General features: G+C 43.8%; 22 protein-coding genes, 1 pseudogene and 1 riboswitch. Of the genes and pseudogenes, 15 read left to right on the forward strand and 8 right to left on the reverse strand.

What is annotated here, in order from left to right; genetic code table 11:
• Positions 1 to 399: pseudogene (locus LYNGBM3L_RS15705) on the forward strand (photosystem II q(b) protein); the annotation flags it as partial.
• Between the two features lie 589 nt (positions 400 to 988).
• Here LYNGBM3L_RS15705 and LYNGBM3L_RS15710 read toward each other — a convergent pair.
• The 3 genes from LYNGBM3L_RS15710 to LYNGBM3L_RS15720 all read right to left on the reverse strand — a co-directional run bounded on the left by LYNGBM3L_RS15710 (position 989) and on the right by LYNGBM3L_RS15720 (position 6,211).
• Positions 989 to 2,095: a TRAP transporter substrate-binding protein gene (locus LYNGBM3L_RS15710; protein WP_008185167.1), complete on the reverse strand. Its 1,107-nt coding sequence runs from the start codon at positions 2,093 to 2,095 to the stop codon at positions 989 to 991.
• A gap of 389 nt (positions 2,096 to 2,484) precedes the next feature.
• Positions 2,485 to 4,494: a magnesium chelatase ATPase subunit D gene (bchD, locus tag LYNGBM3L_RS15715; RefSeq protein ID WP_008185168.1), complete on the reverse strand. Its 2,010-nt coding sequence runs from the start codon at positions 4,492 to 4,494 to the stop codon at positions 2,485 to 2,487.
• Between the two features lie 556 nt (positions 4,495 to 5,050).
• Positions 5,051 to 6,211: an SAM-dependent methyltransferase gene (locus LYNGBM3L_RS15720; RefSeq protein ID WP_008185169.1), complete on the reverse strand. Its 1,161-nt coding sequence runs from the start codon at positions 6,209 to 6,211 to the stop codon at positions 5,051 to 5,053.
• A 495-nt stretch (positions 6,212 to 6,706) separates the two neighbouring features.
• On the opposite strand from LYNGBM3L_RS15720, the gene LYNGBM3L_RS15730 reads away from it, so the two are divergent.
• Positions 6,707 to 7,678: a YihY/virulence factor BrkB family protein gene (locus tag LYNGBM3L_RS15730; RefSeq protein ID WP_008185171.1), complete on the forward strand. Its 972-nt coding sequence runs from the start codon at positions 6,707 to 6,709 to the stop codon at positions 7,676 to 7,678.
• Positions 7,679 to 7,888: 210 nt separating this feature from the next.
• Positions 7,889 to 8,032: riboswitch (cobalamin riboswitch) on the forward strand.
• Positions 8,033 to 8,221: 189 nt separating this feature from the next.
• Here the strand turns inward: LYNGBM3L_RS15730 and LYNGBM3L_RS43655 are convergent.
• Positions 8,222 to 8,434: a hypothetical protein gene (locus tag LYNGBM3L_RS43655; RefSeq protein WP_154659813.1), complete on the reverse strand. Its 213-nt coding sequence runs from the start codon at positions 8,432 to 8,434 to the stop codon at positions 8,222 to 8,224.
• A gap of 150 nt (positions 8,435 to 8,584) precedes the next feature.
• On the opposite strand from LYNGBM3L_RS43655, the gene LYNGBM3L_RS15735 reads away from it, so the two are divergent.
• From LYNGBM3L_RS15735 to cobW, 6 genes are all read left to right on the forward strand, one after another.
• Complete coding sequence (locus LYNGBM3L_RS15735) at positions 8,585 to 9,271, forward strand: HupE/UreJ family protein (protein ID WP_008185172.1); 687 nt, start codon at positions 8,585 to 8,587, stop codon at positions 9,269 to 9,271.
• A gap of 351 nt (positions 9,272 to 9,622) precedes the next feature.
• Complete coding sequence (locus LYNGBM3L_RS15740; RefSeq protein WP_008185175.1) at positions 9,623 to 10,336, forward strand: hypothetical protein; 714 nt, start codon at positions 9,623 to 9,625, stop codon at positions 10,334 to 10,336.
• A 162-nt stretch (positions 10,337 to 10,498) separates the two neighbouring features.
• Positions 10,499 to 10,909 carry a hypothetical protein gene (locus tag LYNGBM3L_RS15745; protein ID WP_008185177.1) on the forward strand — a complete coding sequence of 137 codons (411 nt, stop codon included), beginning with the start codon at positions 10,499 to 10,501 and terminating at the stop codon, positions 10,907 to 10,909.
• A 153-nt stretch (positions 10,910 to 11,062) separates the two neighbouring features.
• Positions 11,063 to 11,947 (forward strand): RNA-guided endonuclease InsQ/TnpB family protein, encoded by an 885-nt coding sequence (locus tag LYNGBM3L_RS48715; protein WP_008185179.1) that lies wholly within the window; start codon positions 11,063 to 11,065, stop codon positions 11,945 to 11,947.
• Positions 11,948 to 11,990: 43 nt separating this feature from the next.
• Positions 11,991 to 12,323, forward strand: coding sequence for an RNA-guided endonuclease InsQ/TnpB family protein (locus tag LYNGBM3L_RS48720; RefSeq protein WP_008185181.1), 333 nt, complete (start codon positions 11,991 to 11,993; stop codon positions 12,321 to 12,323).
• Positions 12,324 to 12,822: 499 nt separating this feature from the next.
• Positions 12,823 to 13,857, forward strand: a complete 1,035-nt coding sequence (gene cobW, locus LYNGBM3L_RS15755; RefSeq protein WP_008185182.1) for a cobalamin biosynthesis protein CobW — start codon at positions 12,823 to 12,825, stop codon at positions 13,855 to 13,857.
• On the opposite strand, the gene LYNGBM3L_RS40875 is transcribed toward cobW, so the two are convergent.
• Entirely contained in the window at positions 13,831 to 14,091 is a 261-nt protein-coding gene (locus LYNGBM3L_RS40875) for a hypothetical protein (RefSeq protein WP_131827161.1), read from the reverse strand. The two genes, cobW and LYNGBM3L_RS40875, sit on opposite strands and share 27 nt — an antisense overlap.
• Before the next feature lie 101 nt (positions 14,092 to 14,192).
• On the opposite strand from LYNGBM3L_RS40875, the gene LYNGBM3L_RS15760 reads away from it, so the two are divergent.
• From LYNGBM3L_RS15760 to lepB, 3 genes are all read left to right on the forward strand, one after another.
• Complete coding sequence (locus LYNGBM3L_RS15760; RefSeq protein ID WP_044493454.1) at positions 14,193 to 14,477, forward strand: type II toxin-antitoxin system Phd/YefM family antitoxin; 285 nt, start codon at positions 14,193 to 14,195, stop codon at positions 14,475 to 14,477.
• Positions 14,478 to 14,648: 171 nt separating this feature from the next.
• Positions 14,649 to 15,047 carry a hypothetical protein gene (locus LYNGBM3L_RS15765; protein ID WP_008185185.1) on the forward strand — a complete coding sequence of 133 codons (399 nt, stop codon included), beginning with the start codon at positions 14,649 to 14,651 and terminating at the stop codon, positions 15,045 to 15,047.
• 193 nt (positions 15,048 to 15,240) lie between these two features.
• A complete protein-coding gene (gene lepB, locus LYNGBM3L_RS50410) occupies positions 15,241 to 17,625 on the forward strand; it encodes a signal peptidase I (RefSeq protein WP_008185187.1) in 2,385 nt (794 codons plus the stop codon).
• A gap of 90 nt (positions 17,626 to 17,715) precedes the next feature.
• Here lepB and LYNGBM3L_RS15775 read toward each other — a convergent pair whose 3' ends face one another.
• Entirely contained in the window at positions 17,716 to 18,087 is a 372-nt protein-coding gene (locus LYNGBM3L_RS15775) for a WD40 repeat domain-containing protein (RefSeq protein WP_008185188.1), read from the reverse strand.
• A 37-nt stretch (positions 18,088 to 18,124) separates the two neighbouring features.
• A complete protein-coding gene (locus LYNGBM3L_RS15780) occupies positions 18,125 to 19,504 on the reverse strand; it encodes an RNA-guided endonuclease InsQ/TnpB family protein (protein ID WP_044493431.1) in 1,380 nt (459 codons plus the stop codon).
• 55 nt (positions 19,505 to 19,559) lie between these two features.
• On the opposite strand from LYNGBM3L_RS15780, the gene LYNGBM3L_RS15785 reads away from it, so the two are divergent.
• Complete coding sequence (locus LYNGBM3L_RS15785; protein WP_008185190.1) at positions 19,560 to 19,712, forward strand: plasmid mobilization protein; 153 nt, start codon at positions 19,560 to 19,562, stop codon at positions 19,710 to 19,712.
• Between the two features lie 290 nt (positions 19,713 to 20,002).
• Here LYNGBM3L_RS15785 and LYNGBM3L_RS15795 read toward each other — a convergent pair whose 3' ends face one another.
• Entirely contained in the window at positions 20,003 to 21,757 is a 1,755-nt protein-coding gene (locus LYNGBM3L_RS15795) for an AAA-like domain-containing protein (protein WP_008185192.1), read from the reverse strand.
• A gap of 254 nt (positions 21,758 to 22,011) precedes the next feature.
• Between LYNGBM3L_RS15795 and LYNGBM3L_RS15800 the strand changes: the two genes are divergently transcribed.
• From LYNGBM3L_RS15800 to LYNGBM3L_RS15810, 3 genes are all read left to right on the forward strand, one after another.
• A complete protein-coding gene (locus tag LYNGBM3L_RS15800) occupies positions 22,012 to 22,362 on the forward strand; it encodes a hypothetical protein (RefSeq protein WP_008185193.1) in 351 nt (116 codons plus the stop codon).
• Between the two features lie 80 nt (positions 22,363 to 22,442).
• Positions 22,443 to 23,192 carry a hypothetical protein gene (locus LYNGBM3L_RS15805; protein ID WP_044493435.1) on the forward strand — a complete coding sequence of 250 codons (750 nt, stop codon included), beginning with the start codon at positions 22,443 to 22,445 and terminating at the stop codon, positions 23,190 to 23,192.
• Between the two features lie 373 nt (positions 23,193 to 23,565).
• On the forward strand, positions 23,566 to 24,489 hold the full coding sequence (locus tag LYNGBM3L_RS15810) for a hypothetical protein (RefSeq protein WP_008185195.1): 924 nt from the start codon (positions 23,566 to 23,568) through the stop codon (positions 24,487 to 24,489).
• Positions 24,490 to 24,845: the final 356 nt, after the last annotated feature.

Consider the following 24,845-nt stretch of genomic DNA (forward strand, 5'->3'; position numbering starts at 1 on the left):
GAAACTGAGTCTCAGAACTATGGTAACAAGTTCGGTCATGAGGAAGAAACTTACAACATCGTGGCAGCTCACGGCTACTTCGGTCGATTAATCTTCCAATACGCTTCCTTCAACAACAGCCGTTCCTTGCACTTCTTCTTGGGTGCATGGCCTGTAATCGGCATCTGGTTTACTGCACTGGGCATCAGCACCATGGCATTTAACCTGAATGGCTTCAACTTCAACCAGAGCATCATTGACTCACAAGGTCACGTGATCAACACCTGGGCTGACGTACTCAACCGTGCCAACCTAGGTTTCGAGGTCATGCACGAGCGTAACGCTCACAACTTCCCTCTAGACCTAGCTGCGGCTGAAGCTACTCCTGTAGCTTTGACTGCTCCAGTTATCAACGGCTAATAAGAGTTTAATCTCATCACCCCTAGGGGAGTACACAAGTACCCCCTATCAGCGCTCTCCAAAAAGGGAGCGCTTTTTTATTTGGTGGCAAAGCACCAATCGCTTTTCCAAAAAAAATAAGAGAGCCGTCAAAAAGACTCTCTAGGTCATCAGGGTGCATCTATCTACTGATATCAATATAACAGATTTAGTGAGGGGTGTCACCCCTCATTTAATAATTTTCCAAGCAGCTGACCCTAGGTATAGCGCTACGCGCAAGTCAGCAAGGTTCGAAGTCAGAAGTCAAAAGTAAGCTATGACTAAGTTTTGGAATTTAGGAATGTCCTAATCTAAATGGGTAGTGCTATATGTTCACGTATCAATTTTCCCAAAAAAAAAAAATAAGAGAGCCGTCAAAAAGACTCTCTGGATCATCAGGGTGCATCTATCTACTGATCTCAATATAACAAATTTAGCGAGGGGTGTCACCCCTCATAGATAAAATTTGGTAAAAATTCCCTAATCGACAGTATTGTTCAGCTTAACTGGCTGCTTCCCAATCAAAGCTAAGATTGGCAGTTATTCAGTAATTTAAGATTACGATAGTGCTCTAGTTCCGAGAAAAGGCGAAATTAGCAAAACTCAATTCATTTGTGCCATGCCACTTGTAAATTTGCTTGCGAAACCCCTTCCACTGTTCATAAACCTTCTTAAACTTGGGATCTTTGCTAGCATCTTCCTCAAATAAATCGAATGATGCTTTCTCAGCCGCCTGCAAAATGTCTTGAGAGTAAGGAGTCAACTTAGCACCTGCTTTAATCAAGCGTTCCAATGCCGCTCCATTCAAAGCATCATACTTAGCCCCCATGTTGATATTGGCGTACCTGGCGGCATCTTTAAAGATTTCCTGATAGTCCTTAGGCAACTTATCCCAAGCTTTTTTATTAACCTGTACCTCTAGGGTTGGTCCGGGTTCCCACCAGCCGGGATAATAATAGAACTTAGCTGCTTTGTACAAGCCCAGCTTCTCATCATCATAGGGACCAACCCATTCAGCAGCATCAATGGCTCCCCGGTCTAGGGCAAGGAAAATGTCACCCCCAGGTAATACTTGGACATTCACCCCCAAGCGCTCCATCACTTTACCTCCTAATCCAGGGATACGCATTTTTAATCCCTTCAGGTCAGCTACAGAATTAATTTGTTTCTTGAACCAACCTCCCATCTGAGCACTGGTGTTACCCGCTGGAAAATTAATCACGCCAAAGTCAGCATAGAGTTCCTGAAGTAATTCCAAGCCACCACCGTGGTACAACCAGGCATTTTGTTGTGGAGCGGTTAGACCAAAGGGTACACTAGTGCCGAATGCTAAGGCTGGATTTTTGCCAACGTAGTAGTAACTAGCGGTATGACCACACTCAACGGTTCCCTGTTGCACGGCATCGAGAACCGCTAATCCTGGTACAATTTCACCAGCAGCAGAGGGGGTAATCTGGAAACGCCCATTGGTCATGGCACTGACCCGCTTACAGACAGTATCAGCTCCCCCATAGATAGTATCCAGGGATTTTGGCCAGCTGGTGACCATTTTCCATCGAACTATAGGCTGACTGCCAGATTGAGCAACGGGTCCTGTACTAGCTTGATTACAGGATGCTAAGGCAGCTGTACTGGCTGCACCAAGCGCAGCGTTACTAAAAAATTTTCGGCGTTTCATGGTTGTTGATTCAATAGTGGGTCATCTTTTGGGCAAATTCTATCAACTTTATTAACTAGACACCCTTTCGCCAAAGGAATATCGCAGGTAAGCATTCAGTTATCAGCCGTCAGCCGTCAGCTAATGAATGGACTGAATTGTGATCTCATTTCTGGTTGAATACTTACACTTTTGCGAATCGAAGGCATTTGGCACCCACCCCTAACCCCTCCCAGGAGGGGAATGGCAGCTATGCTGAAGTAAAGGAGTAAGGTTTCAAGGGAGAAAGTTTTTTATCACTAATTCTCCGGACATGATATGAGAATTTTGTTCCCAGATCCGCTGTTCCCAGATCCGCTGTTCCCAGATCCGCTGTTCCCTATTCCCAGATCCGCTGTTCCCTTTGCTATTTACCGAGATGTAATATCTGCGATCGCATTTTTAGTCATAGCTGCGATCGCTTTATCTGTAGCTTTCGGTAAATGATAATACTTACCACCTGCTTGTTTGGCCAATTCCTTAGCAAAACCAGTAGAAACAAACTTACTCTCGGTATCAATCACTAATAATTGAACCCCATTAGCTCGAATCCGAGCGGCAATTTCCAACAATTCCCCTTTAATATCTGGCTTTTCCCCTTCTGGTAGAGGTTCTCCCAAAGAACGAGCTAAGGGAATATTGCCCCGACCATCAGTAATTGCCACAATTACCACTTGACCAATATCCCCAGACAATTGAGCATTCATGCCCACATGCACTGCCTGAGTCAATCCATGAGCTAAAGGGGAACCGCCACCACAAGGTAATCGCTCTAAACGCCGCTTTGCTAAAGCAATGGAACGGGTAGGGGGTAACAGCACATCGGCTTGTTCTCCCCGGAAGGGAATCAGGGAGACTTGATCACGGTTTTCATAAGCTTCCGTCAGAAGCTGCATCACTGCTCCTTTAGCAGATTGCATCCGGTTTAGAGCCATAGACCCTGACGCATCTACCACAAAAACTACCAAGGAGCCAGCTTTTCGGGCTAACCGCTTGGATCGTAAATCCCCTTGTTCGATAATAACCCGACGGTTAGGATGACGTTGCCTACGAGCTTTTTGATAGGGTGCAGCAGCTCTGAGGGTAGCATCTACAGCAATCCGCCTTACTTTACCCTTCGGTAGTATCGGTTTGACATACCGACCCCGGTCTTCTGAAAAGATAATGCTACGGTTTCCGGACTTACCTTGCCGTTGTGCCATCTGGGCAAAGTAGAGCACACTCGGGTCAAGGATCACCCCTTCTGGGTCAAAGAGAAACTCTTCCGGGATATTCGGAGCTTCCTGTTCTTGCTCCTCTGAGTCATTGTCGTCCTCTTTGTCTTCCTCTTGGTCTTGCTCTTCCTGAGATTGATCTTGTGGGGGTGGGGGAGGAGGAGGTTGTGGTGCTTCTTCTGGTGGTGTTTCTACCATAGTGGCACGGGGGACAATTACCAATTCCACCGCCCGACGCAAATCCTCGGAATTAACTGTCTGACGACCCTCTAAGGCTGCTGCAGCTTTTGCAACTCGAACGGCAAACAGTTCTGCGCGATGACCTTGGACACCACCTCGGATGGCTTCATTGACCAGATAGGTAATTTGGTCATGGGTAATCTCAACATCCTTGAGCCACTCTCGCGCTAGAATAATATCCGTCTTGAGGGTATCAAGATCCTCCTGGTATTCATCCAGAAACTGCTGGGGAGAGTTAGCGTATGCGATCGCTTGTTCTACTGCCTCCACCCGTTGCTCTAATGCCAAAACACCGTCAGCAGAGAGGGTAATGGCAATTCTGTCCAATAAATGTTCCCGTAATGGTCCCTCGTCGGGATTGTAAGTGGCAATTAAAATTGGTTTGCAGGGATGTTGGAAACTAATGCCTTCTCGCTCAATTAGGTTCCGCCCTTCGGTTAAAACACTCAGTAGCTGATTAGCAATTTGGTCATCAAGGAGGTTAATGTCATCCACATACAACACACCCCGATGAGCTTGGGCAAGTAATCCTGGTTGAAAGACAGGTTCCCCTTGTTTGACAGACTGTTCCACATCCACTGAACCCAGGAGTCGGTCTTCAGTAACTCCTAGAGGAATTTGGATGAAGGGAGCTGGGATGATTTCGGTATCTGGAGAACCGTCAACCTTCAACTGGTCAACCTGTAACTCTTCTTCTTCTGGAGTACAGTTACTCAAGGAACCCTTAACCACTTCAATTGGGGGGAGCAGAGTGTGGATTGCCCGTGCCATCACTGATTTAGCTGTGCCACGGCGTCCTGCGATCGCAACGCCTCCTAATCCAGGGTCAATGGCCGCGAGGAGGAGGGCGAGTTTAATAGCTTCTTGACCCACCACGGCGGTGAGGGGAAAGGTAGGGTTGGCAGGTTTTGTGGTCAGTGCGGGCATAGAGCAACTATTGTCAAACTTCCCTGAGTCAAATCATAGTAGTCTAATAGTACTCTTTAACGACTCCCTATGGTTGATCTAGCCCCATGGGAAATTCTTGAGGGCGACTTTTTCAATAGGTAAGCATTCAGCCATCAGCTATCAGCTATCAGCTATTAGCGATTCGGCGCTTTAACTGCACTGGTTCGGATCAGTAAAACGAGCAGGGATTGTCAACCAGCCATACTCGTTCGTAAGCTTATTTACTACCTCCTAGCTGACGGCTGACGGCTGATAGCTGAATGCTTACTCCAATAGTAATCTGATTTGGAAGCAGACATATAAGCACCTACACAGAATTAATTACCTACTCCCAATCTCTGTAACCCTTACATTGTAATACTTTGAGTTTTGTAAAATGTGTAATTAATTTTGTTTACCTGCTTAGCCTTTCTCCTAGTGAGGGGAGAGGGAAAAAAACCTGTGTAGCTAATTACTATGAGAAACGCTATAAGTCTAGAAGCTAAACGATTACCATCAATTCAAAATTGCTCTAGGAATCTAGGTCTGACCACACTTATTGTAAAGACTTATGATCCTCGGGTAATTCTAAAACCACCCGATAGGCCGTCGCATAGTATGATGATTGGATCATGGTACCCGCTGTCGCCGCAAAAAGTATCCGGAACGTGCGCCAGATTTGTTCATTTGACTTGTCGATAATATCTGCTTTTTTTTCCATCCAGCGCTCATACATACCCTTAGCCCAAAGATAATAGTTGCGACGGTCATTATAGATGGCTTGGATCTCAAATGGTGATTCTCTAACAGCATCGATAAATTCCGTCATATACACCATCCGAAAGGTCCCCGGCCAGATATACTTGGTAATAAAACTGTGCGTAACAAATGACTCTTTGTCTGAGGCAAAGTCGAGATATACTCGTCCGCCAGGTTTAAGATAGTTCAAGAGACGCTCCATCACGCGAGGATAATCAGACAAATCTTCGATTACCCCCATCATGACTATGCCATCATATTTCTGGCTGGGTTGGAAAGAGAAAAAGTCTTGATACTTGACCTCTGCATCAAAGTTATTTTTTTCAATTAAATCTTCTACATACTGTTTTTGGTGCTTAGATAAGGTAATTCCAGTCACACGGATATTTCGGCGTGCGGCAAAACGCAGGAAACCGCCCCAGCCAGAGCCAATATCGAGTACCGAATCATTCGGTTTGAGATTAAGAGATTGAAAGGCAAAGTCTAACTTGCGTTCAGCTCCAACCTCTAGGCTATCCTCATCTTTATCATATATCCCAGGAGTATAAGTATTGTAATCGGTATCCATGGCGAACAATTGGATATTATTGGAGTCATAATGCTTTGATATCCAATCTGGATTGCATTTTTCCCGCCCAAGTAAGATGGGCTTGAGTCGCCGACCTATCTTTAGCCAAATATGCTGATCGGATAACAGCTCCTGGAACGACATGGCGTTGATTAAGTTCCCTTCGAGATCAATATCACCCTTGATGTAAGCTTCCAGTATCAGTAATTCGTCTAAAGACATGAAAGCTTTTCGACCAGCTGGATTTTTGATGTATATATCCAAGATCGGTTTCTCTTCTCCCATAGTGGTGCTTGACCCATCTTCCCAATGAAGTACAAAGCTAATTGGTAGTTTGCCACGTTTGGATAAGGAGGAGACGAAGTTGGTTACAAATTGGTTTTCAATCATGGGTAACTTAAGATGTTATTGGTTTTTATGCAATTAGCTTACCCCACTAGCTGTCAGCTATCATGCTTACAGCGGTTTGCAATTCAGTCAGGTACAAATTCTTGGGTTTTAGGGAGCAGGGACTTCGGAGCAGGGACTGAGGCCGTAGGCCACGCGGGGCGCGTTCGGAAGAGGGAAGAAAGAGAAAATCCTGTGTACTTGATAGTTATGCAAACCGCCGTAAAATAAATCTTGTTAGCGTAGTGTGCGCCTATGGGCAATGCGCAATACGCAAACGGGAGAATTTAATAGTTCGAGATTAATCAGAATGGAAAGTCTGGGTAAAAGCCCTTGGCCTTTGGCTGATAGCTGACGGCTGATAGCTGAATGCTTAGGATTAACTGACTTATGAAACCATAGTTGGTTAACCGGGATCAATTGTCAATCTAGAATATTCTCAGGCATTGTCAGGTATTTCCAACTGGAACGATGCCGATATAACTAAGCCCAGGAGTTATGAGACCAGGAGTGATGGTGATGAATCCCAAGGCTATTTTAGGACTGCTTAAAGAAACGTTTAAAGAATGGAAGGAGGATAACGCATCTCGACTAGCAGCAGCATTATCCTATTACATGATTTTTTCCCTAGCGCCAGTGCTAATAATTGCGATCGCAATTGTGGGGTCTATTTTTGGGGAAGAGGCGGCTAAGGGCGAGATTGTAGAACAAATCCAAGGATTGGTTGGGGAACAGGGGGCACAGTTTATTCAGACAGCAATTACTAATGCCAATCGGCCTGATGCTAGTGGGGGGTTGGCTTCCTTGATTAGTATTGTGGTGCTGTTGTTCGGTGCATCTGGGGTATTTGGCGAACTCCAAGATGCCTTGAATACGATTTGGGATGTGAAGCTGAAACCAGGACGGGGCATCTGGGGTATTTTGAAAAAACGGATTCTTTCGTTTCTGACCGTGCTGGGTGTAGGACTTTTTCTGCTATTATCCGCTGTGATCAGTACTGCCTTATCCGCTGTGAGGTCTTATAAGAGCGAATTTCTCCAGGAACTGGGTTTACTGTGGCTCTACCAACTTGACTTTGTCTGGACAATTCTGGACTTGCTGGTGTCCTTTGGTATTCTTAGCCTGATGTTTGCTCTGGTTTACAAGTACTTGCCAGATGTGAAAATTGCCTGGAAGGATGTCTGGGTTGGAGCAATTATCACTACCTTACTGTTTAACTTGGGTAAATGGCTATTGTCATGGTATCTCGGCAGAAGCAGTTTTTCTTCAAGTTACGGTGCTGCTGGTTCTTTGGTGGTTTTATTGGCTTGGGTATACTATTCCTCTCAAATTATCTTTTTAGGAGCTGAATTTACCCAAGTTTACGCTAAAATATTTGGTTCAAAAATCGTTCCCGATGACCATGCTACCCCTCTCCCGGCAGTAGGTCAGTTGCCCAGTATCGAGGAAAGGGATAACCCAAGATCGTAGGAACAGTGAACAGTGAACAGGGAACAGGGAACAGGGAACAGGGAACAGGGAATAGGGAATAGGGAATAGGGAATAGGGAATAGGGAAAAAATCCTATGTACCTCATTAAACTAAAAACCGCTTTAATTAATTACGATTAATTAAGATTAATTAATCGTAATTAATATCTTAATTAATATTTAACAAATAATATAGGTCAGATTGTGCTAAACTACCTGAAGTTCCATCGGTTCTGGTGAAGAGCACTCACCAGAGGTAACGGGGAAAGTCCGGTGCAAGTCCGGCGCTGTCCCGCAGCTGTGATGAGGTCTGTCACCTCTTAGTCAGAATGCCCGCCAATGGTGTCAGTTGTTGTTAAATGCATCTGCGAGGTACAGATGATGTCTGATGTAGCATTTCCATAAAAATTAGTCAGTAGGCAACCACATTTCCCAGTAACGTTTGTGATGCCCTTTTTGAGAACTAGTGGTTGAGTAAAAAGTATTTAATAGGTTTGATCTGTAAGCTATCAGCTATCAGCTATCAGCTATCAGCTATCAGCTATCAGCGAACAGCGATTAGCGCTACGCGCACGCTACTTGAGGTGCCAAAGGCCAACGGCTGACCACTGAGCACTGACCACTGATTGCTGACGGCTGACGGCTGACGGCTGACGGCTGACGGCTGACTGCTTACAAAGTAACTAACCCCTAAGAAAGCGCTGACAGTAACTAAGTAAGAAGAAAGTGATAAGAGACTAAAAATTAATAAATTCAACGCTTTATCACTTTCTATTTTATCAGTTTAAATGTGCTACAAGACTACTTTATACTTTTTCAAGCTAGTCTTATAAAGCCTAGTCTGTCAAGGTAATTAGCACTAAACTGTTGCAAGTATTTTTATCAGTCATTGACCAGCATTTACCAGATGTCAAAAAGCAAATTTTCCCCAAGCAATCGGTCTTCTATCTCCCGTTACCAAAACCAGAAACTTGGCTTTAATGCTATGGCTCTGTTGGTATGGATGGGGATTTTAAGTACAGCACAACAAGCTATGGCTCACCATCCCTTTGGTGGCGAGAGACCCGATAATTTCATCACAGGATTTTTGTCTGGATTAGGTCATCCCGTGATTGGTTTCGATCATCTCGCCTTTGTGATTGCTGTTGGCTTAATTGCAGCTGGATTTACCAGTGGTTTCCTGATTCCCGGTGCTTTTGTCCTCACCACCCTAGTCGGCACAGGTATTCACTTGCTGGGAATGGACTTACCAATACCAGAGATTGCGATCGCTACTTCAGTGGTGCTGTTTGGCGGACTACTGTTGAGTGCCAAAATTCCCAATATATCCGTAGTGCTAGGGTTAGCGAGCTTAGCTGGTATTTTTCATGGCTATGCCTATGGTGAAGCAATTGTAGGTGCTGAAATCAGTCCACTCTTGGCTTACCTGATTGGCTTCAGTGTGATTCAGTATGGTATCGCCATCCTAGCACTATACCTGAGTAAGAGCTTGATCAAACAATGGAGAGATCAACCCTTCCCACTGATGCGAATTTTAGGCTTTGGTATCTGCTCAGTAGGAGTAGTTTTCTTATCTTCTGCAATTTTTGGATAAGAGGTTTTAATAATGAAGAATGAAGAATTAAGAATGTATAATTAAGAATGTATAATTAAGAATTGATGAGAATTTATAATTCTGCTTTATGTATTCTGCTTTCAGCATTCACCATTCTTCATTTTGCCTTCCGCCTTAGAGGATATCTAAAAAGTTTTTTGATACTGAATTTTGCCCCCTAGCCCCCCAATTATGCGGTGCGCACCGGTGGGGAAGAATCAATTTGCTGCTAAAAGTCCCCCAAGCGAGGGATTGCTCGCTTGGGGGACCAACGGGGGCTTGGATGTAGCAAATGAGACTTATCAGACAACCTCTTAGGTAGCTAGTCCTTTAATTCTGTGTCAAAAACCGATGAAAGCTAACCAAGTTAAACAACTTAACTTTTCCGGTGCCTACATAGATGGGAAGTACGTTGAAAATGTGGAAAATTATCCCATTAACAGTCGTACTATCACCGTTAATCCTGAAGAGACAGATGCTTACCTGAGCGAAACGAACACCAGCATTATTCCGGCTTTTTCATCGACCATCCTCAAAGATACTACTGTCCAAAAAGCCAAATCCTTACTTTTGCTGGAGGTAGTAGAGAGCAAAAACATCGGCAAGATTGTCTTTGAGCCAGGGTGGAATCTATTAGGTAATTTGATCGACTTCCCCAAAGATGTACCGCTGTGGAAGTCTCCTCAAGATGAGGCTGGAATTATAGAAGTCGATCCCTATTTTATGGCAAGGCAATCGAGTACACCCCATCAACAAGAAAAGTTCTCTGTTAAAGTTAACCTTTGGTATGCCCCTTCTCGTACCAATTGTGCCATCCATAACCAACATGACTTTCTTGAAATTCACACCCAAGTCTTGGGACAGGGACGAATGCAGAAGTTCAAAGAAGAGGATTTTGGGACTCTCTATGAAGATCTCTTGATGACTGAGGGATACACCCAGATCGTTCCTTTTTGTGAAGTACACGAAAACCAGCAATATACCTATCCGTGGCATCAGTATTATTCAGATACGGATTGTATCTGGATGGCGATCGAATATCATCCGATTAAAATTTCTAACTGAACCGTTAGATATTGATGTCTTCTCTTATTGGTTTTACTTTCCCGGAAGATTCCAAAGTTGCCAATTGCTCATTGAGCAGCTATAAATACCTCAGCCAAAAAGCTGAGAGGTCACAACTAAAAAGTATTGTTAGCTTATTGAAGAGTTATAAAAAGATAGTCTATGATTTATATAAGTATTTTGGGACGTTTGAAGTGGTTAAAAGCCGGGATATTAACTGCGATCGCAATCGGGCTTTGCTGGGCGTGTTTTTCCGCTCCAGTACTTGCAGATGCTTCTGTTGGGAACGCGGAACCGAGCTTGAACACCAATTTGGTAGCCTATTATAACTGGCGTGCCGATGAAACAACAGAGGAAACGAGAAAGGTATGGGAACACCACATTAATGCATGGGCAAACTCCGACCTAGAGGACATTATCTCTGACTATTCCGAAGACTCCATCTTGATTCTCAACAACACAGTTTACAAGGGTATTGACCAAGTAGCCTGCGTTTTTGACAGTCTTTTTGAAATATTTGCAGATGGCAATAATATAATCGTTCCTGAAACGATCGAAGGTGAAGTTATTTAGCCGGGGACGTACAAGTCGAAAGCCCCGCATTTTTAAACCGGGGATGAAGACTCACAGCGGCTTTAGCCGCCTTGAGAAAATATTCTAAAAATGTTCCGTAATTTTACTATAGATGTTGTAGAATAAATTAAGAGCGGTAGAGGTCGATAACCGATGATTATTATGGAATTCAAAGTCAAAGTAAAAAAGAGTCAATACTCAGCAATTGATGAGGCTATCAGGACAGTAAAATTCATCCGTAATAGCTGTATAAGGTTATGGATGGATAATAAAGGAACCAACAAATTTGATCTCAGCAAGTACAGTAAAGTATTGGCTCATCAATTTCCATTTGCTAATGAGTTAAACTCAACGGCTCGCCAGGCTGCCTCAGAAAGAGCATGGTCATCGATCGCCCGTTTCTATGACAACTGCAAAAAGAAAGTACCTGGAAAGAAAGGATTTCCCCGATTCCAAAAACACTGCCGTTCAGTCGAATATAAGCAGTCAGGATGGAAACTTTACCCTGATAAAAAGTCAATAACATTCAGCGACAATAAAGGGATTGGAAAACTTAAGCTCAAGGGTACATGGGACTTGTGGCGCTTCGACAAGAAGCAAATTAAGCGAGTCAGGATCGTAAAAAGGGCTGATGGCTACTATGTCCAATTTTGCGTGTCAGTTGATAACAACGAGGAAATAGAGCCATCAAAAAAGACTATCGGGTTAGACGTAGGGCTAAAAGAGTTCTATACCAATTCTGATGGCAAGACAGAACCCAATCCCCGTTTTTACAGGACTGGGGAAAAGAGATTAAAGTTTTATCAACGCCGAGTTTCTCGGAAAAATAAAGGCAAGGCCGTAGGCCACGCTTCGCGAACAGCCAATCGTAAAAAAGCAATTAATAGACTAGCTAGGCATCACCTTAGTATAAGTAGGCGACGTGAAGAGCATGCCAAGAGACTGGTTAGAAGTTACCGCAAGAAGAGTGCAGCCTTTATAGTTGGTAGGCTATGCATCAAAGGTGGCAGGTTTTGTTGTAAGGCTGCACTCTTCTAAGGTTTCGTCTCCGGCACGCTGCGTAGTCCGGTCTAACGACCTGGTGGCCTATGAAGATCTAAGAGTTAAAAATCTAGTAAAAAATCATTGTCTGGCTAAGTCTATTAATGACGCAGGTTGGTATCAGTTCAGGAAGTGGTTGGAGCATTTTGGTAAAAAGTTTGGCAGAGTAACTGTTGCAGTCAACCCCGCCTATACCAGCCAAAACTGCTCTGAATGCGGTGAGGTTGTCAAGAAGTCGCTATCAACTAGAACTCACGTCTGTAGGTGTGGTTGCAAACTAGATCGCGATCATAATGCCGCAATCAACATCCTTAATAGAGCCTTGGGTACGGCGGGGCACGTCGGAACCTGGGTCACAGACCCGTTCGCGTAGCGTCGGGTTCCCCGAAACGCTTCAGGAGATTTGGCCTCTACTGTTCTTGGCTCCGGCCAGGTTCAGCAAGTCGAATCGTTGAATGAAGAATCCCCGCGTCTTTAGACCGGGGAGTGTCAAATTACTTGGAACTACACGCCCTTAAATGACCATGCCTACGATGGAACAGACAGTTTTGTAGTCCGAAACAGCATCATTGAATACCAAACAATTGCTTCTCGACTGTATGAAAAATACCCAGTATGTACGTTTAGGTAATATAGCGAGTCTTGGATCGTGCAATACCTGACAAAGAGTTTCAACGGCAGACGGCACGGCAAAGGCTAACAAAAAAATAACCTTGGCCAAAAGGCCACGCGTTCGCGTTCAACCTTCAACCAACCAACCTTGGCCAAAAGGCCACGCTACGCGAACAACAAAATAACCTTCAACCTTCAACAAAATAACCTTCAACCAACCTTCAACCTTCAACCTTATTAGACTCCTTAACTTACTTAAAATGGCTGCAAAAATTCCTGTTACAGTTGTTACCGGATTCCTCGGTAGTGGCAAAACTACTCTCGTGCGTCACCTGCTACAAAATAATCAGGGCAGGCGCATTGCTGTAATTGTTAATGAATTTGGTGAAGTAGGGATTGATGGGGAACTATTGCGTTCCTGTCAGATTTGTGATGAAGAAGATGACGCCAATAATAATATTTTAGAACTAGCGAATGGTTGTCTGTGTTGCACGGTTCAAGAAGAATTTTTACCGACAATCCAAGAATTGCTGAAGCGTCGTGACAAAATTGATAATATCCTGATTGAAACCTCAGGATTAGCTTTACCTAAACCTCTAGTTCAAGCCTTTCGTTGGCCAGAAATTCGCACGGGCGCTACCGTGGATGGAGTAGTTACTGTCGTAGACTGCGATGCCTTAGCAGCTGGTACTTTAGTCAGCGATATCAATGCTTTAGAAGCCCAACGTCAGGCTGACCCAACCTTGGAACATGAAACTCCCATCGAGGAATTGTTTGAAGACCAGCTAGCTTGTGCTGATATGGTGCTGTTGACTAAAGTGGATTTAGTGGATAGTCCTACTCAAACCAAAGTAAACAATTGGTTGCAACAGCAGTTACCAAGTAGTGTGAAAGTTGTTCCTTGTCACGAGGGAGACATTAGTCCTGATTTACTGCTAGGATTTAATGCCGGAGTAGAAGATAATTTAGACTCCCGTCCTAGCCATCATGACCATGAAGAAGACCATGACCATGATGATGATATTAATTCAGTTAATATCATTTTAGATCAGGCATTTGATCCACAGGTAATCAAGACAAAATTACGACAATTGGTGCAACAGCAAGAGATTTATCGCATTAAGGGATTTGTGAATGTTGCTAATAAACCGATGCGGATGGTGATCCAAGGAGTAGGCGATCGCATTGAGAGTTTCTTTGACCGTCCTTGGCAAGCTGATGAAAAGCGTCAGACTCTCTTGGTCTTGATTGGGCGAGGGTTGGAGCAGTTACGAATTCAGGAGGTATTTGGGTAATAAAGGGAATCGGGAATCGGGAATCGGGAATCGGGAATCGGGAATAACCAATTTGGTAGAGTGGGCATCTTGCCCGCTCGGGAATAACCAATTTCGTAGAGTGGGCATCTTGCCCGCTCGAATAGATCGCCGAACAGGCAAGATGCCTATTCCACCAAGATGCTCATTCCACCAAGATGCCGGAACATGAAACAGGCAAGATGCCTGTTCTACCAAGATTCCCATTCTAACCATCGGGTCAAACAGCTTTTAGGAGCTGCACCGGATCAGATTACCGTGCAGTTCCAATTTCAATGATGCACAATATTATTGTGCAACTCAGCCTCAATGAAACGATGTCAAGTCGGGAAACTACCTATTCTCAAGCAAAAGCTAACCTAGCTAGCATCCTAGATCAAGTTTACGATCAGCGCGAAATTATCGTCATCAAGCGTAGTAACCAGAAAAATGTGGCGTTAATTGCTGAAGATGAATTGTCCGGTATCTTAGAAACTATTTATTTGTTGCGATCGCCAGAAAATGCCAAGCGTCTGTTTAGGGCCTTGGAATGGGCAGAGTCAGAAGAAGCTACTCCTCAAAGTTTGGAAGAATTGAAAGAGGAATTAGGGATTGAGTCGTGAGAAGGGTAAGAAAGACGGCATTGCTGAATTAACAGAGTTGAGATTCAGTCAATTTATCCAAATCTAGCTACAATACAGCCAATACTCCCATTTTTAGTGCATTGAGGGTGCTCATGGCTGAAAAGGGATATAGGATTGGCTTTACCGTGAGGGGCTAAGGAGAAATTAGTTATGAGTGGCGATCGCAATATTCAAGCTGGTAGGGATTACCGTGAAACAGTAGGTAGAAACTACCGTGACAGCAACTTCAGGGACCAAGGTGCTTACGTCGAGGGCGATTATTACAATAATAACCCAGAGCAAAAACAAAACCTCGCTAAAGCTGCAGCAGAGATTCAACAATTACTAGAGACCTTAGACAAAACTTACCCTACCGATACTACCACTGGAAAGATGAAGGTGGCAGCAGCAGCAGTTGAGCAGATTGACACTAACCCTGCTTTGAGTAATAGAGTACTCAGTGCCTTGAAAGCTGGTGGTGTCAGTGCTTTTGAGCAACTGCTGAACCATCCGGCTGCTAGTTTTGTTATCGGTGCCCTGCAAGATTTGCAGGAAACTAGGCGTTGCTGATTCTGAGTATGGTTTCGCCCCCCTAACCCCCCAATTCTGGGGGGAAAAAACTCTAAAAGTCCCCCAAATTTGGGGGATTTAGGGGGCTTTAGCAAAACCAAACGATTGCGCATTCATACTTCAATTCAGCAACGCAAACTCAGCAGTATTAACAGCAGACTAGACCTCGATCACCCTAGCTTGATTTACAGTCGTGACTGAAGAACCAAAGCAGCCAGAGCGTGAAATTAAGACAGGACGTAATTACCGCGAGACTGATTTTGCTGACCACGGTGTGTATGTTGAGGGTAATTACATTAATCATCGGGAGCAGCCAAGAAATTTGCCAGCTCCCCTTTGGAGAGAATTACAACGCAAGCTAATTGGCTGGCTTGAGCGTGATCAGTATGCTGCTAGTTGCAATCGCAAAGACTTACTGAAAGCAGTTAATTGGGAGGTAACAACTCGACTCCAGGATTCTCTGCACCAAGACCAGTTAGAGATTAATCTGTATCTGGAATTACCAATGGAGCAGAGCAAGGGGGCGGTAGAACGTGACCAGCGACAGAAAGTAATTCCCCTAGCGCCTCAAACCTCAGCAATGGAGGTATTTGAACGGCCAGATGTGCAAGGTCGGTTACTCATTTTAGGGGAACCGGGGTCTGGGAAAACCACCACTTTACTAAGACTAGCAGAGGATTTAGTTAAGCAAGCAGAACAGAATCATGCTGCACCGGTCCCGATCATCTTCGAGCTTTCTGCCTGGAAAAATGATCAGCAACCGATTGATCAATGGTTAGTGGCTCAACTAAAACACAATTACAGCATTGACGAAAAAATTAGTCAACAATGGCTCAAAAACCATCAACTACTGCCCCTTCTCGATGGTTTAGATGAGTTAGGCATACCCCGTCAAAGGCTGTGCGTCACCAAAATTAATCAGTTTTTCAAGCAAAACATCCAACGCCGTGGGGTGGTTTGCTGTCGCCTGGAAGAATATCAGCAGGGAATAGTCAAACTACGTAAACTTAATGGGGCTTATTGCTTGCAGTCCCCCAATGATGTCCAAATCCAAAATTATCTCCAGCGCCTGGGTAAAACCAAGCTTTGGCAACTGCTATCCAGTGATGCTCAGATGAGAGAAATGGCAGATAAACCCCTGTTTTTAAACGTGATGGTGACAGCATACCAGGGGCAGCCGATTACCAATGAGGCACAACTGTGGTCAGCCTATGTGGAGGAGCGCTTAAAGTTACCCCTTAATCCGAAAAACTATCCCAAGGGAGTTCCTTATGGGGATGAGGAGACTAGACATTGGTTGACTTATCTAGCTCGGCAATTAGTAGCCGATTCAACCACTGAATTTCTCATTGAAAATATGCAGTCATATTGGTTAAAAAAAGGTCGGGAAAGAATTGCGTTTAGATTAATTTTTGGGCTGATTTTTGGGCTGATTTTTGGGCTGATTTTTGGGCTGATTTTTGGGCTGTTTTTTGAGGAATTTAAATACTACGAACTAAATGCTGAAGCTTTTGCTATAACTACTTGTTATTGCGTGAAATCTGGGCTGATTTTTGGGCTGATTTTTGGGCTGATTTTTGGGCTGATTTTTGGGCTGTTTTTTGGGCTGATTTGTGGGCTGATTTGTGGGCTGATTTTTGGGCTAAAAACAGAGATTAAAGTTTTAGAAAAACCTAATCAAAGTATAAAAGAATCGTTTAAAAGCACGTTTATTATTGCCCTGTTTGCTTTTCAGGCTGGGGCATTAATTGATCCCCTTATCTCCATCGTTACAGAAGCTAACGTTGATTTGACTAGCTCTTTAAGAATGGGTTTACTTGTAGGCTTGAGTTTGGCACTAGGAACTGGGGGTCAAGACTTGATACGGCACTTGACCCTGAGGCTGATTTTATGGCAAAGGGGAGCAATTCCTTGGAACTATGCCAAGTTCCTCAGTTATGCCGCAGAACGGCGGTTGATTCAGCAAGTGGGAGGGCGTTATCGTTTTATTCATGATGCCCTGCGTCAGTATTTTGTGGGCAATCAACCTGTTCGAGCCCCCCTGATTGAACGTTCTAAAAACCCTGGTCTGGGCTATATTCTGTTGGGATTTTCTCTGTTTGTTGTTCTAATTCTCACTATCAGCATCTATAGGGTTGACAGTGGGCTAAAATCAACGGTAGTACCAGTAGTCCAGAGCGGTGATGTGGTTCTCACGGATATGGTCACCCGTCATTGGCGCAAATTCCACCACGGAGATGTAATTGACTTTTGGGTTAACAAGGATTTGGCTAAGCAAGGCTTTAATGGTAACAACTACATGATGCGGATTGTGGCGTTACCTGGGGAAACGTTTGCCATTAAGCAAGGAGAGGTTTATGTCAATGGTCATCTGCTGCAAACTGACTACATTCAAGGAATTCCCATCCAAGATTACCAAGAACTAGAGATAGACATCCCCTCTTGTTGCTACTTAGTTTTGGGTAAAAATCCAGATGATCAGGATAAGTTGTTGGTGGGCTTGGTGGATAGGGAGCAAATTTTTGGTAAAGTCTTATTCCGTCTGTTTCCCCTTGGGCGATTTGGCCGGGTGGATTAATATCATGTCCGGTTGAATACTTATACTAAGGGCAAAAGCAAGGCAGAAGGCAGAAGGCAGAAGGCAGAAGTAAAGAAGTAAGGTTTGTCCTCACTCGTGATGAGAATGGCTATATCTCTTTTCAAGAGCACTTTGGCAAGCAGACTCTAATTCTTCCATCTCAGGATGTGTAGCTAGGTAATCATCAAGCCAGTTGCAACCTAGCCTCATCAAATTATCAAGATCTAGCTCCAAATTCCACAACTTTACCGTGTTATCAGACCCAGCAGAAGCGAGCAATTTACCATCAGGGCTAAAACTCACACTGTTAACCCAATGACGGTGACCAATTAAGGTTTGCAGTTCCTTTCCTGTGGTCACATCCCATAGCTTTATCCTACTGTCAAGACTAGCAGAAGCTAAGAGCTTGCCATCAGGGCTAAATTTGATACTGGTAAGCTGGTTGTTGTGACCACTTGACATCTCCCCTGGTTAAAACACAGGGGATTCTACAAGGTTGTTACGAAGTGGGTTGAAACCGCACTTCTTCACATCTTGTCCTGTATGATCTATTCATTGAGGTGAAAAGGTCATACCGGTGTGGGAGTGCCAAAACTCCCCTACCCACCTTAGCTAGGTCGATTTTTAGCTGTGTGGCTACTTTTCGGGCTATGTTAGCGGCTCCGTTACAATCCGCATTTACTAGCCACCCAAAAGAGGTTTTATATAATCCGCGCCTAACTCGTTTACCCGACGGTTTCCATCCTTTGGGTTTTTCGCCAATTTTTGGGAGGCTGTCGTCGTCAAGAAAGGACGCTTTACTGGTGTACGATTCTTCAGTGATTGTGAGTTTTATTCCATACTCTGGACAAAGTTGTTTTAACCGTTCGATTAGCCTTTTAGTGGGGATTACAACGAAGTTCTGATTACCCCGTTTGCCCATGTTAGAACGGTCTTTCTGCCTCTCGTTCCAACCAACGATCAAGTTTCCGATTCGATCATTTAGGCACCTATTGATGATGAACCTAGCAGCCTTGTTGATCCCATCTCTCATCTGGTTATTTCTCTTTCGCTGAACCCGATCCAAGTTAGCGTCCCAGTAAAAATCAGACTTACCTGCTTTGTATTTGGCTACTAACCGGCAGTATGCCTGATTCAGTGACTTTAGCTTACGACCGTCGATAATTAGGCTTTTACCGTGAGTCGAAACACCTGTTAGCCAATTATCCCCGCCGTGATCGAAACTCCAAGCCTGGGAGTAGTCAAGATTGGGGTTGTCAGAGACTGGTTGCTTTCCGTCGTCAATAACCCAATCAATCCACAATTCTCCTAAATATGGGCGAACAGTAACCTCTTTTACCCAGTCTGGATCTATGAAATCTGGCGGTTCTAGGGCTATTTCAGTGATCAACTCAGGCTTTGTCTCTTTGCTGATGGATGGGTAAAACAAACCTGACTTGTAATTGAGAGCTTGCCTGGGAAAAGTCACAGCTGCCAATCCGCCTTTCTTTCTGTATCTTAGTAGCTTTGGTCGATCAACATTCCCTTTGTAATAATGGCCAACTAAGTGATTATAACTATTGATTGATTCGGCTACAGTCTTGAGGGTTTGCTGAGCTGATTGAGCCGCCATCGCCCTGTAATGATGATTTTCCTTTAAATTCTTGCAGAGTTCGGCATGCTTAATGCTGCATTTATAGGTCTTCCACCCATATCTAAGATCATCCCCTCGCCAATAGGTTGTAAAAGCTTCTTCTTTTTGCTCTAACCAACTGTAGTGTTTCTGTTTGGTGTAATAGATAGCACAATTTAATAAGCTATTAGCTTGCTGGCATTGAAAAACCCAAAAGGCTCGCTCTTCGTCCGTGAAGTTTGCTTTTACTGGAATCGTCTTGTACATCTTATCACCTCCCACTATAATCGTAACAAATGTACGCGCAAATGGTAACTCACAAATGAAAGACGAAAGATTGATGATCCGAATTACCAAATTTGAAAAAATGCAGTTAAAGCAGGAAGCAGAACGGCGTGGTATGACTCCATCTGAGCTGATCAGAAGCCTAATAGCCAGATTTCCTGAACCTAAGCAGAGGGACACGGCGGGTTAAAACCCGTCGCGTCCGGAGACGAAACCTTAGATAATGGAGCCTTAATCAATAAGTTTTAACCTTTTTTGCATAACCAATCAACCATAAAGGCTCCATTATCTTACGGTAACTTCTAACCGTTTCATCCTCCCCTTGAAACCAGGGTAAGCGCAAGAAAAAATTGCCCATAATGTGCATTGGCTGGATATCGGTTGATCGTGGCTCGAAACCCCTATAATCTCGTAGAACTTGATTCTCAATAGAGTTTAATAGTTGAGAATGAACCCAGTTTTTTCTCAATAAGCTACAGCTTATTGATTCTTGCGCTTACCCTGCCCTTGAAACAGGGAGGCTCTCACGTTCCCGGATATTTTGGTAGTAAGGTAAATTGCCTGACGGAGGGTATCAATTACCTGCTTACGTGTCTCTGGTTCCACTGGCTGCCACTTTTCCATGCCTCGTAGTTTTTGTCCTGCTTGCAGGGCTTTCCACAGAGACTCAAAGGGACTGGAGTCCAACGCTTTTTGGGAGTTGACACTAAGCAGTGATAGCTTTAATTCTGCAAGCTCCCGTTTGGCTTGTCTAACTTGCAATCCGACGACGGTGGCAACTAACAACAAAATTGCCAGAATGCCAGAACCAATACCAACGATCATCTTGGCTGTTTGTTTCGCTTTGGTTAATTCGGCTTTAGCTTGCTGTTGCGCTTTGGTTAAAGTTTGATTGGCCTGGGCTAAGAGCCGACTTTCTCCTTGTTGAATAACTAGATTAATTTCAACTTTTCGCTTCTCAAAATCCTGACTCGCCCCTAAAAAACGATAATCAATGGGACTTAAACTTTTATCACTCGCCCATTGCAAGGCATCTTGCAATGCTTGACCGTGCAATAGACGGGATTCATCTTGATAATGGGAAGCAACCCAAGCCGTGAAATTTTCCGAGTAAGGACGCAGCTTTTCTAATTGCTTCTCTACCCATTGCTGATTGAAAACTTGCTGGTAAATTCGGTTATAGACCCTTAATTTACCCTGCTGTTGTACCACTAATCCTGCTAAACGCAACTCTGTTTGTTCAACAGAAGAGTCAGCAATGATTTCTCCTTGCAGTAGAATCTGTTGATAGATGCCGAGGAGCCTAGCAACACCTTGAGGATTACGGAAGATGCGATCGCGGATTGTCGGCAAATGTTCGGGTTCGTCTTGTGCTTCCCAATTCTCAATGATCTGCTTGCGTACTATCTCCTCAAGAGATTGGGAACTCACAATGCTATCTTTGTCTGCTTCTCGAACTACAAGCTGACATAGTTTTTGCGTCAGAAATGGCTGTCCTCCTGTCCAAGCGAGGATGTCTGCTAAAATCCCTTGCGGCTTGTCTACTTTTCCTGCTAAACCTTTAGCTAAGGGTTGGGATTCCTGTAGTTTAAATCCTTGTAGTTCTATGGCCTGACCAATATTAAAAGTAGTTTGGGTTTTATCTTTAATCAAATCGCTTGGGGTTGCCACTCCCAAAAGGGCAAAAGTCAGACGACGATAGGCAGGATTATCTACTCGCCGATTGTAAAAGAAGCGGATTAAGGCAAAAAAGTCATCTAACGATAAATTTAGACTTAAAACGCGGTCAATTTCATCAACAAAAACAACAATATTTTCTTGTGTTTCTGTTAAAAAAATATCCTCAATAAACGAATGCAAGCGCTGTATGGGCGAAAGTAAATCTCTGCGTTCCCGCCACCAAGAAAGCCAATTAAATTTTTCTTTGAGCGGGTGGCTACTAACAATAGAATAGATAATTCCGGCATACCATTTTTCGGGAGTAATACCCTCTTTGCCAATCCCGGTCAAATCAACAAAAGCACAAACGATCCCTTCTGCTTGTAGCTTTTGCATCACCCGCACGCGCAGGCTAGATTTACCCATTTGTCGGGAATTGAGAACATAGCAAAGTTGTCCGGCTTTTAAGTTGTGATAAAGTTCCCAGTCGGCTTGTCGCGTCACATAACTTGGTGCATCAGCCGGAAGACTACCACCAATATGATATTCGTAATCAGAGTTTGAATTGTCAGTCATGGTAGCACAGCACATCTACTGCGGGATATAGTTATCATCGCATAAATTTGCCAGCCCAGAGCAATCCACCTGACTTTTTCCTATTTTAATTTTGTTTGACCTGATTTAATCCTATTTTTATCGCTCAACTATCCTTGGAATTACCTGATTTTATTCCCATGGTTGCTTCCTAGATTTACCAAGATAATGATTGATATCAAGCTTATTTCAGCTTTGGGCTTGAGCAATGTACTAATTAATCAGAGGTAAAAATCATGGCTAGAATTTCAGACTATAGCATTATACGAGACAGCAAGTTCACTTTGCAAGTTGGCGGAGATATCGATCAAGATTTTTCATTTTCTCTTCCCAGTGATGCCCATTTAGGTTCAAGATCCATTCTTGCCTTCATGGTTTATCCCACTAGCGAGCGAGTTAGCTTCAATATTTCTGTCAATAATTCTAATCAGGTCAGTTTTACTTTAGGGAATTCTGGCTTAAACAGCATCCACGAAGTGATTAGTGCCAATTTACTCAAAAATGGCAACAATCGGATCAAATTTGTGGTTACCCAGGGTCGTATGACCTTTGCTGATGTGGTCCTGTGGTGGCAGCGTGATGTGTAGCAGGTAGTCTAGACATTGCCTACACTGAATCACCAAAAACTCATTACCACATTTACAACCTAAATCAATAGGAAATCTAAATGGTTTATCAATCTTCTGAATGTATGAAACAACAGTCATCTCCTGAAATATCCTGGATGCAGGAAACAGTGCAGATGCTTTGTAAAGAAGGGAGCAGAAACATTTTCCGCTCTCGTCGTCCTCAAAGAGTTCTCGCAAACTTTACTAATCGAGGTAACAGCAACTTTGAAGTAAAAATTGTCACCAAAAACTGTACTGAACCCCTGACAAGGAAAGTTCGTGCTGGAGCGCCTTTTGTTGAAGAATTTGAGCAGGTAACAAGCATTGAATTAATCCCTTCTCCTACAGATAACCAAGCAGAAACTGCTGTTTTAATTCTTGACTCTCTCTTCTTTTACGCAGAAGAACTAACTCAACCTTTTCCAACCCTTGTCTGGTTTTTACCAACCGCTTGCGTAGAAAATGAAGTATCTCGCCAACCGGATAGCTCTACTGATTGCCTTTGGGTACCCGACTTAATTTGGCAATCAGGAATTCGTCGCAATATTAGCCTAGAAATAGAAGCTACTGGCAACCACGATCTCAGGGTCGAACTTGAAGGCCCAGTGGGGATATTTCAAGTCTTTAATGTATCTGCTGCACCAGCTCTTCCTCAATTCCGAAAGTTAACAGGAGACTTTGAAGGCATTGTTTCTGTGCGCGTGCAATGTGAGAAATCACCTGTTAATTCTTGTTCGGCTTGTACATACAAATCTGGGGGGGTGACATGCAAGCTGAAATCCTTACTGGGTAGTAATTTCAGCCGATAATTAACAAAAATATACATTCTGTTTTGGGCTGACTTTGGACGTAGTTATAAGGGTTTGGGCTTCCAGGAAATGAATTGAGGGTTAATTTCCGACTGTATCTTCCATGAGCCCATTGGCATCAAAGCCTTATAGAGTAAGCTTTTTGGGGCTCATGTCACCCCCTCAGCATACAAATACAAGATTTGCTACCCCAGACAGCTTGGTTTTGTTTCTTCTAACTGAGAATTTTAGTGGGAACTTAATGACTCGATTTTCGTCAACTCAAATCTAGAGTGCATCTACCATTAACCCCAACTAGCACGCAAAAGAGAGCAAATTGGCTAGTTGGACATTCACTCCACATTACATCTATGCATTCAGGTGAACAAAGATTATGAAACGAAATGCGATCGCATTCTTCCTAACACTCGGATTCACTTTACCACTCTTGAGTTTAAATGCTAATGCATCGAGTCCAGTTTTCCCCGAATCTACTCGTCAATTGCAGCCTCTTTCCTCAGAAGCTAATCAACTAGAAACCACTGCCAATACACAGATTGCTCTGACGGAAACATCAGACACTACTCCTACTCAGTTTTGGTGGTTGCAAGGTGTGTCTGTTAACCAAATCAAAGCCAAGCTTAAGGAAGGTTATCGAATTATTGACCTGGAAGTAGAATCTACCTCTCCCTATCGCTTTAGCGCCGCAATGGTAAAAAACCAAGGTGCATATGCTAAGAAATGGTGGTGGTACTACGGTATAACTTCTCAGACGCTCAAAGAAAAACTCTCGCAAAATCGGGCTCGGATTATCGACTTGCAAGTTTATCGGGTCAATGGCAAAAAACGCTATGCAGTCGTTCTCGTCTCCAATACAGGTTCTGAAGCTAAAGCTTGGTGGTACTATACTGACCTTTCCTTTAATGACATCATGGCAAAAGCCAGGGATAATAAAGCACGCATTGTTGACCTCGATACCTATGTTGTCGGTGGTCAGCGCCGGTTTAGTGCTGTAATGATTAAAAATACAGGTGCAGACCACAAGGCGTGGTGGGTTTATTCCAACAAATCAGCCAACTTTATTAGCTCGAAACTCAAAGAAAACAAAGCCAGATTAATCGATATCGAAAGACGTGGCAACAATACTTTTACTGTCGTCATGGAACGCTCTCAAGGTCAACGCTGGTGGTGGTACTACGGTAAAACCGCAGCGCAAGTTAATCAACTGTGGCAACAAAATGGGGCGAGAATTTTTGATGTTGAGCCTTACACCGTCAATGGCAACAAACGCTTTGCAGTGCTGATGCTAGACAACTAAAGGGCGCTCACAGGTCGGATGCCGAAACTACTGGCAACTAACCGGAAGGCTGGGGCATAGGGTCTTTATCTCAAGCGAGCGAACGGTAACATTCTGGCATCGTTACAACGTGATTGTACTGATTATCCATCCACAGGATAAGTGACTGTGAAAAGGATGCATCTACCTCCACCACAGTAATAATCACAAGGAATTCAGACATGAAATCTAAAAATCCTCAATTTGAGCTAGGCACGAATGTATGGAATTTGGGAGCATCCCATTTTGGAAAATACAAGGAGAGGGGGAGAATTTAATTCGCGATTATATCTCGCGAATTAAATTCCAAATGTAGAGTTGGAGGTTTAGGAGCTGGC

The organism is Moorena producens 3L, from assembly GCF_000211815.1.
In the GTDB taxonomy this organism is placed as follows: domain Bacteria; phylum Cyanobacteriota; class Cyanobacteriia; order Cyanobacteriales; family Coleofasciculaceae; genus Moorena; species Moorena producens.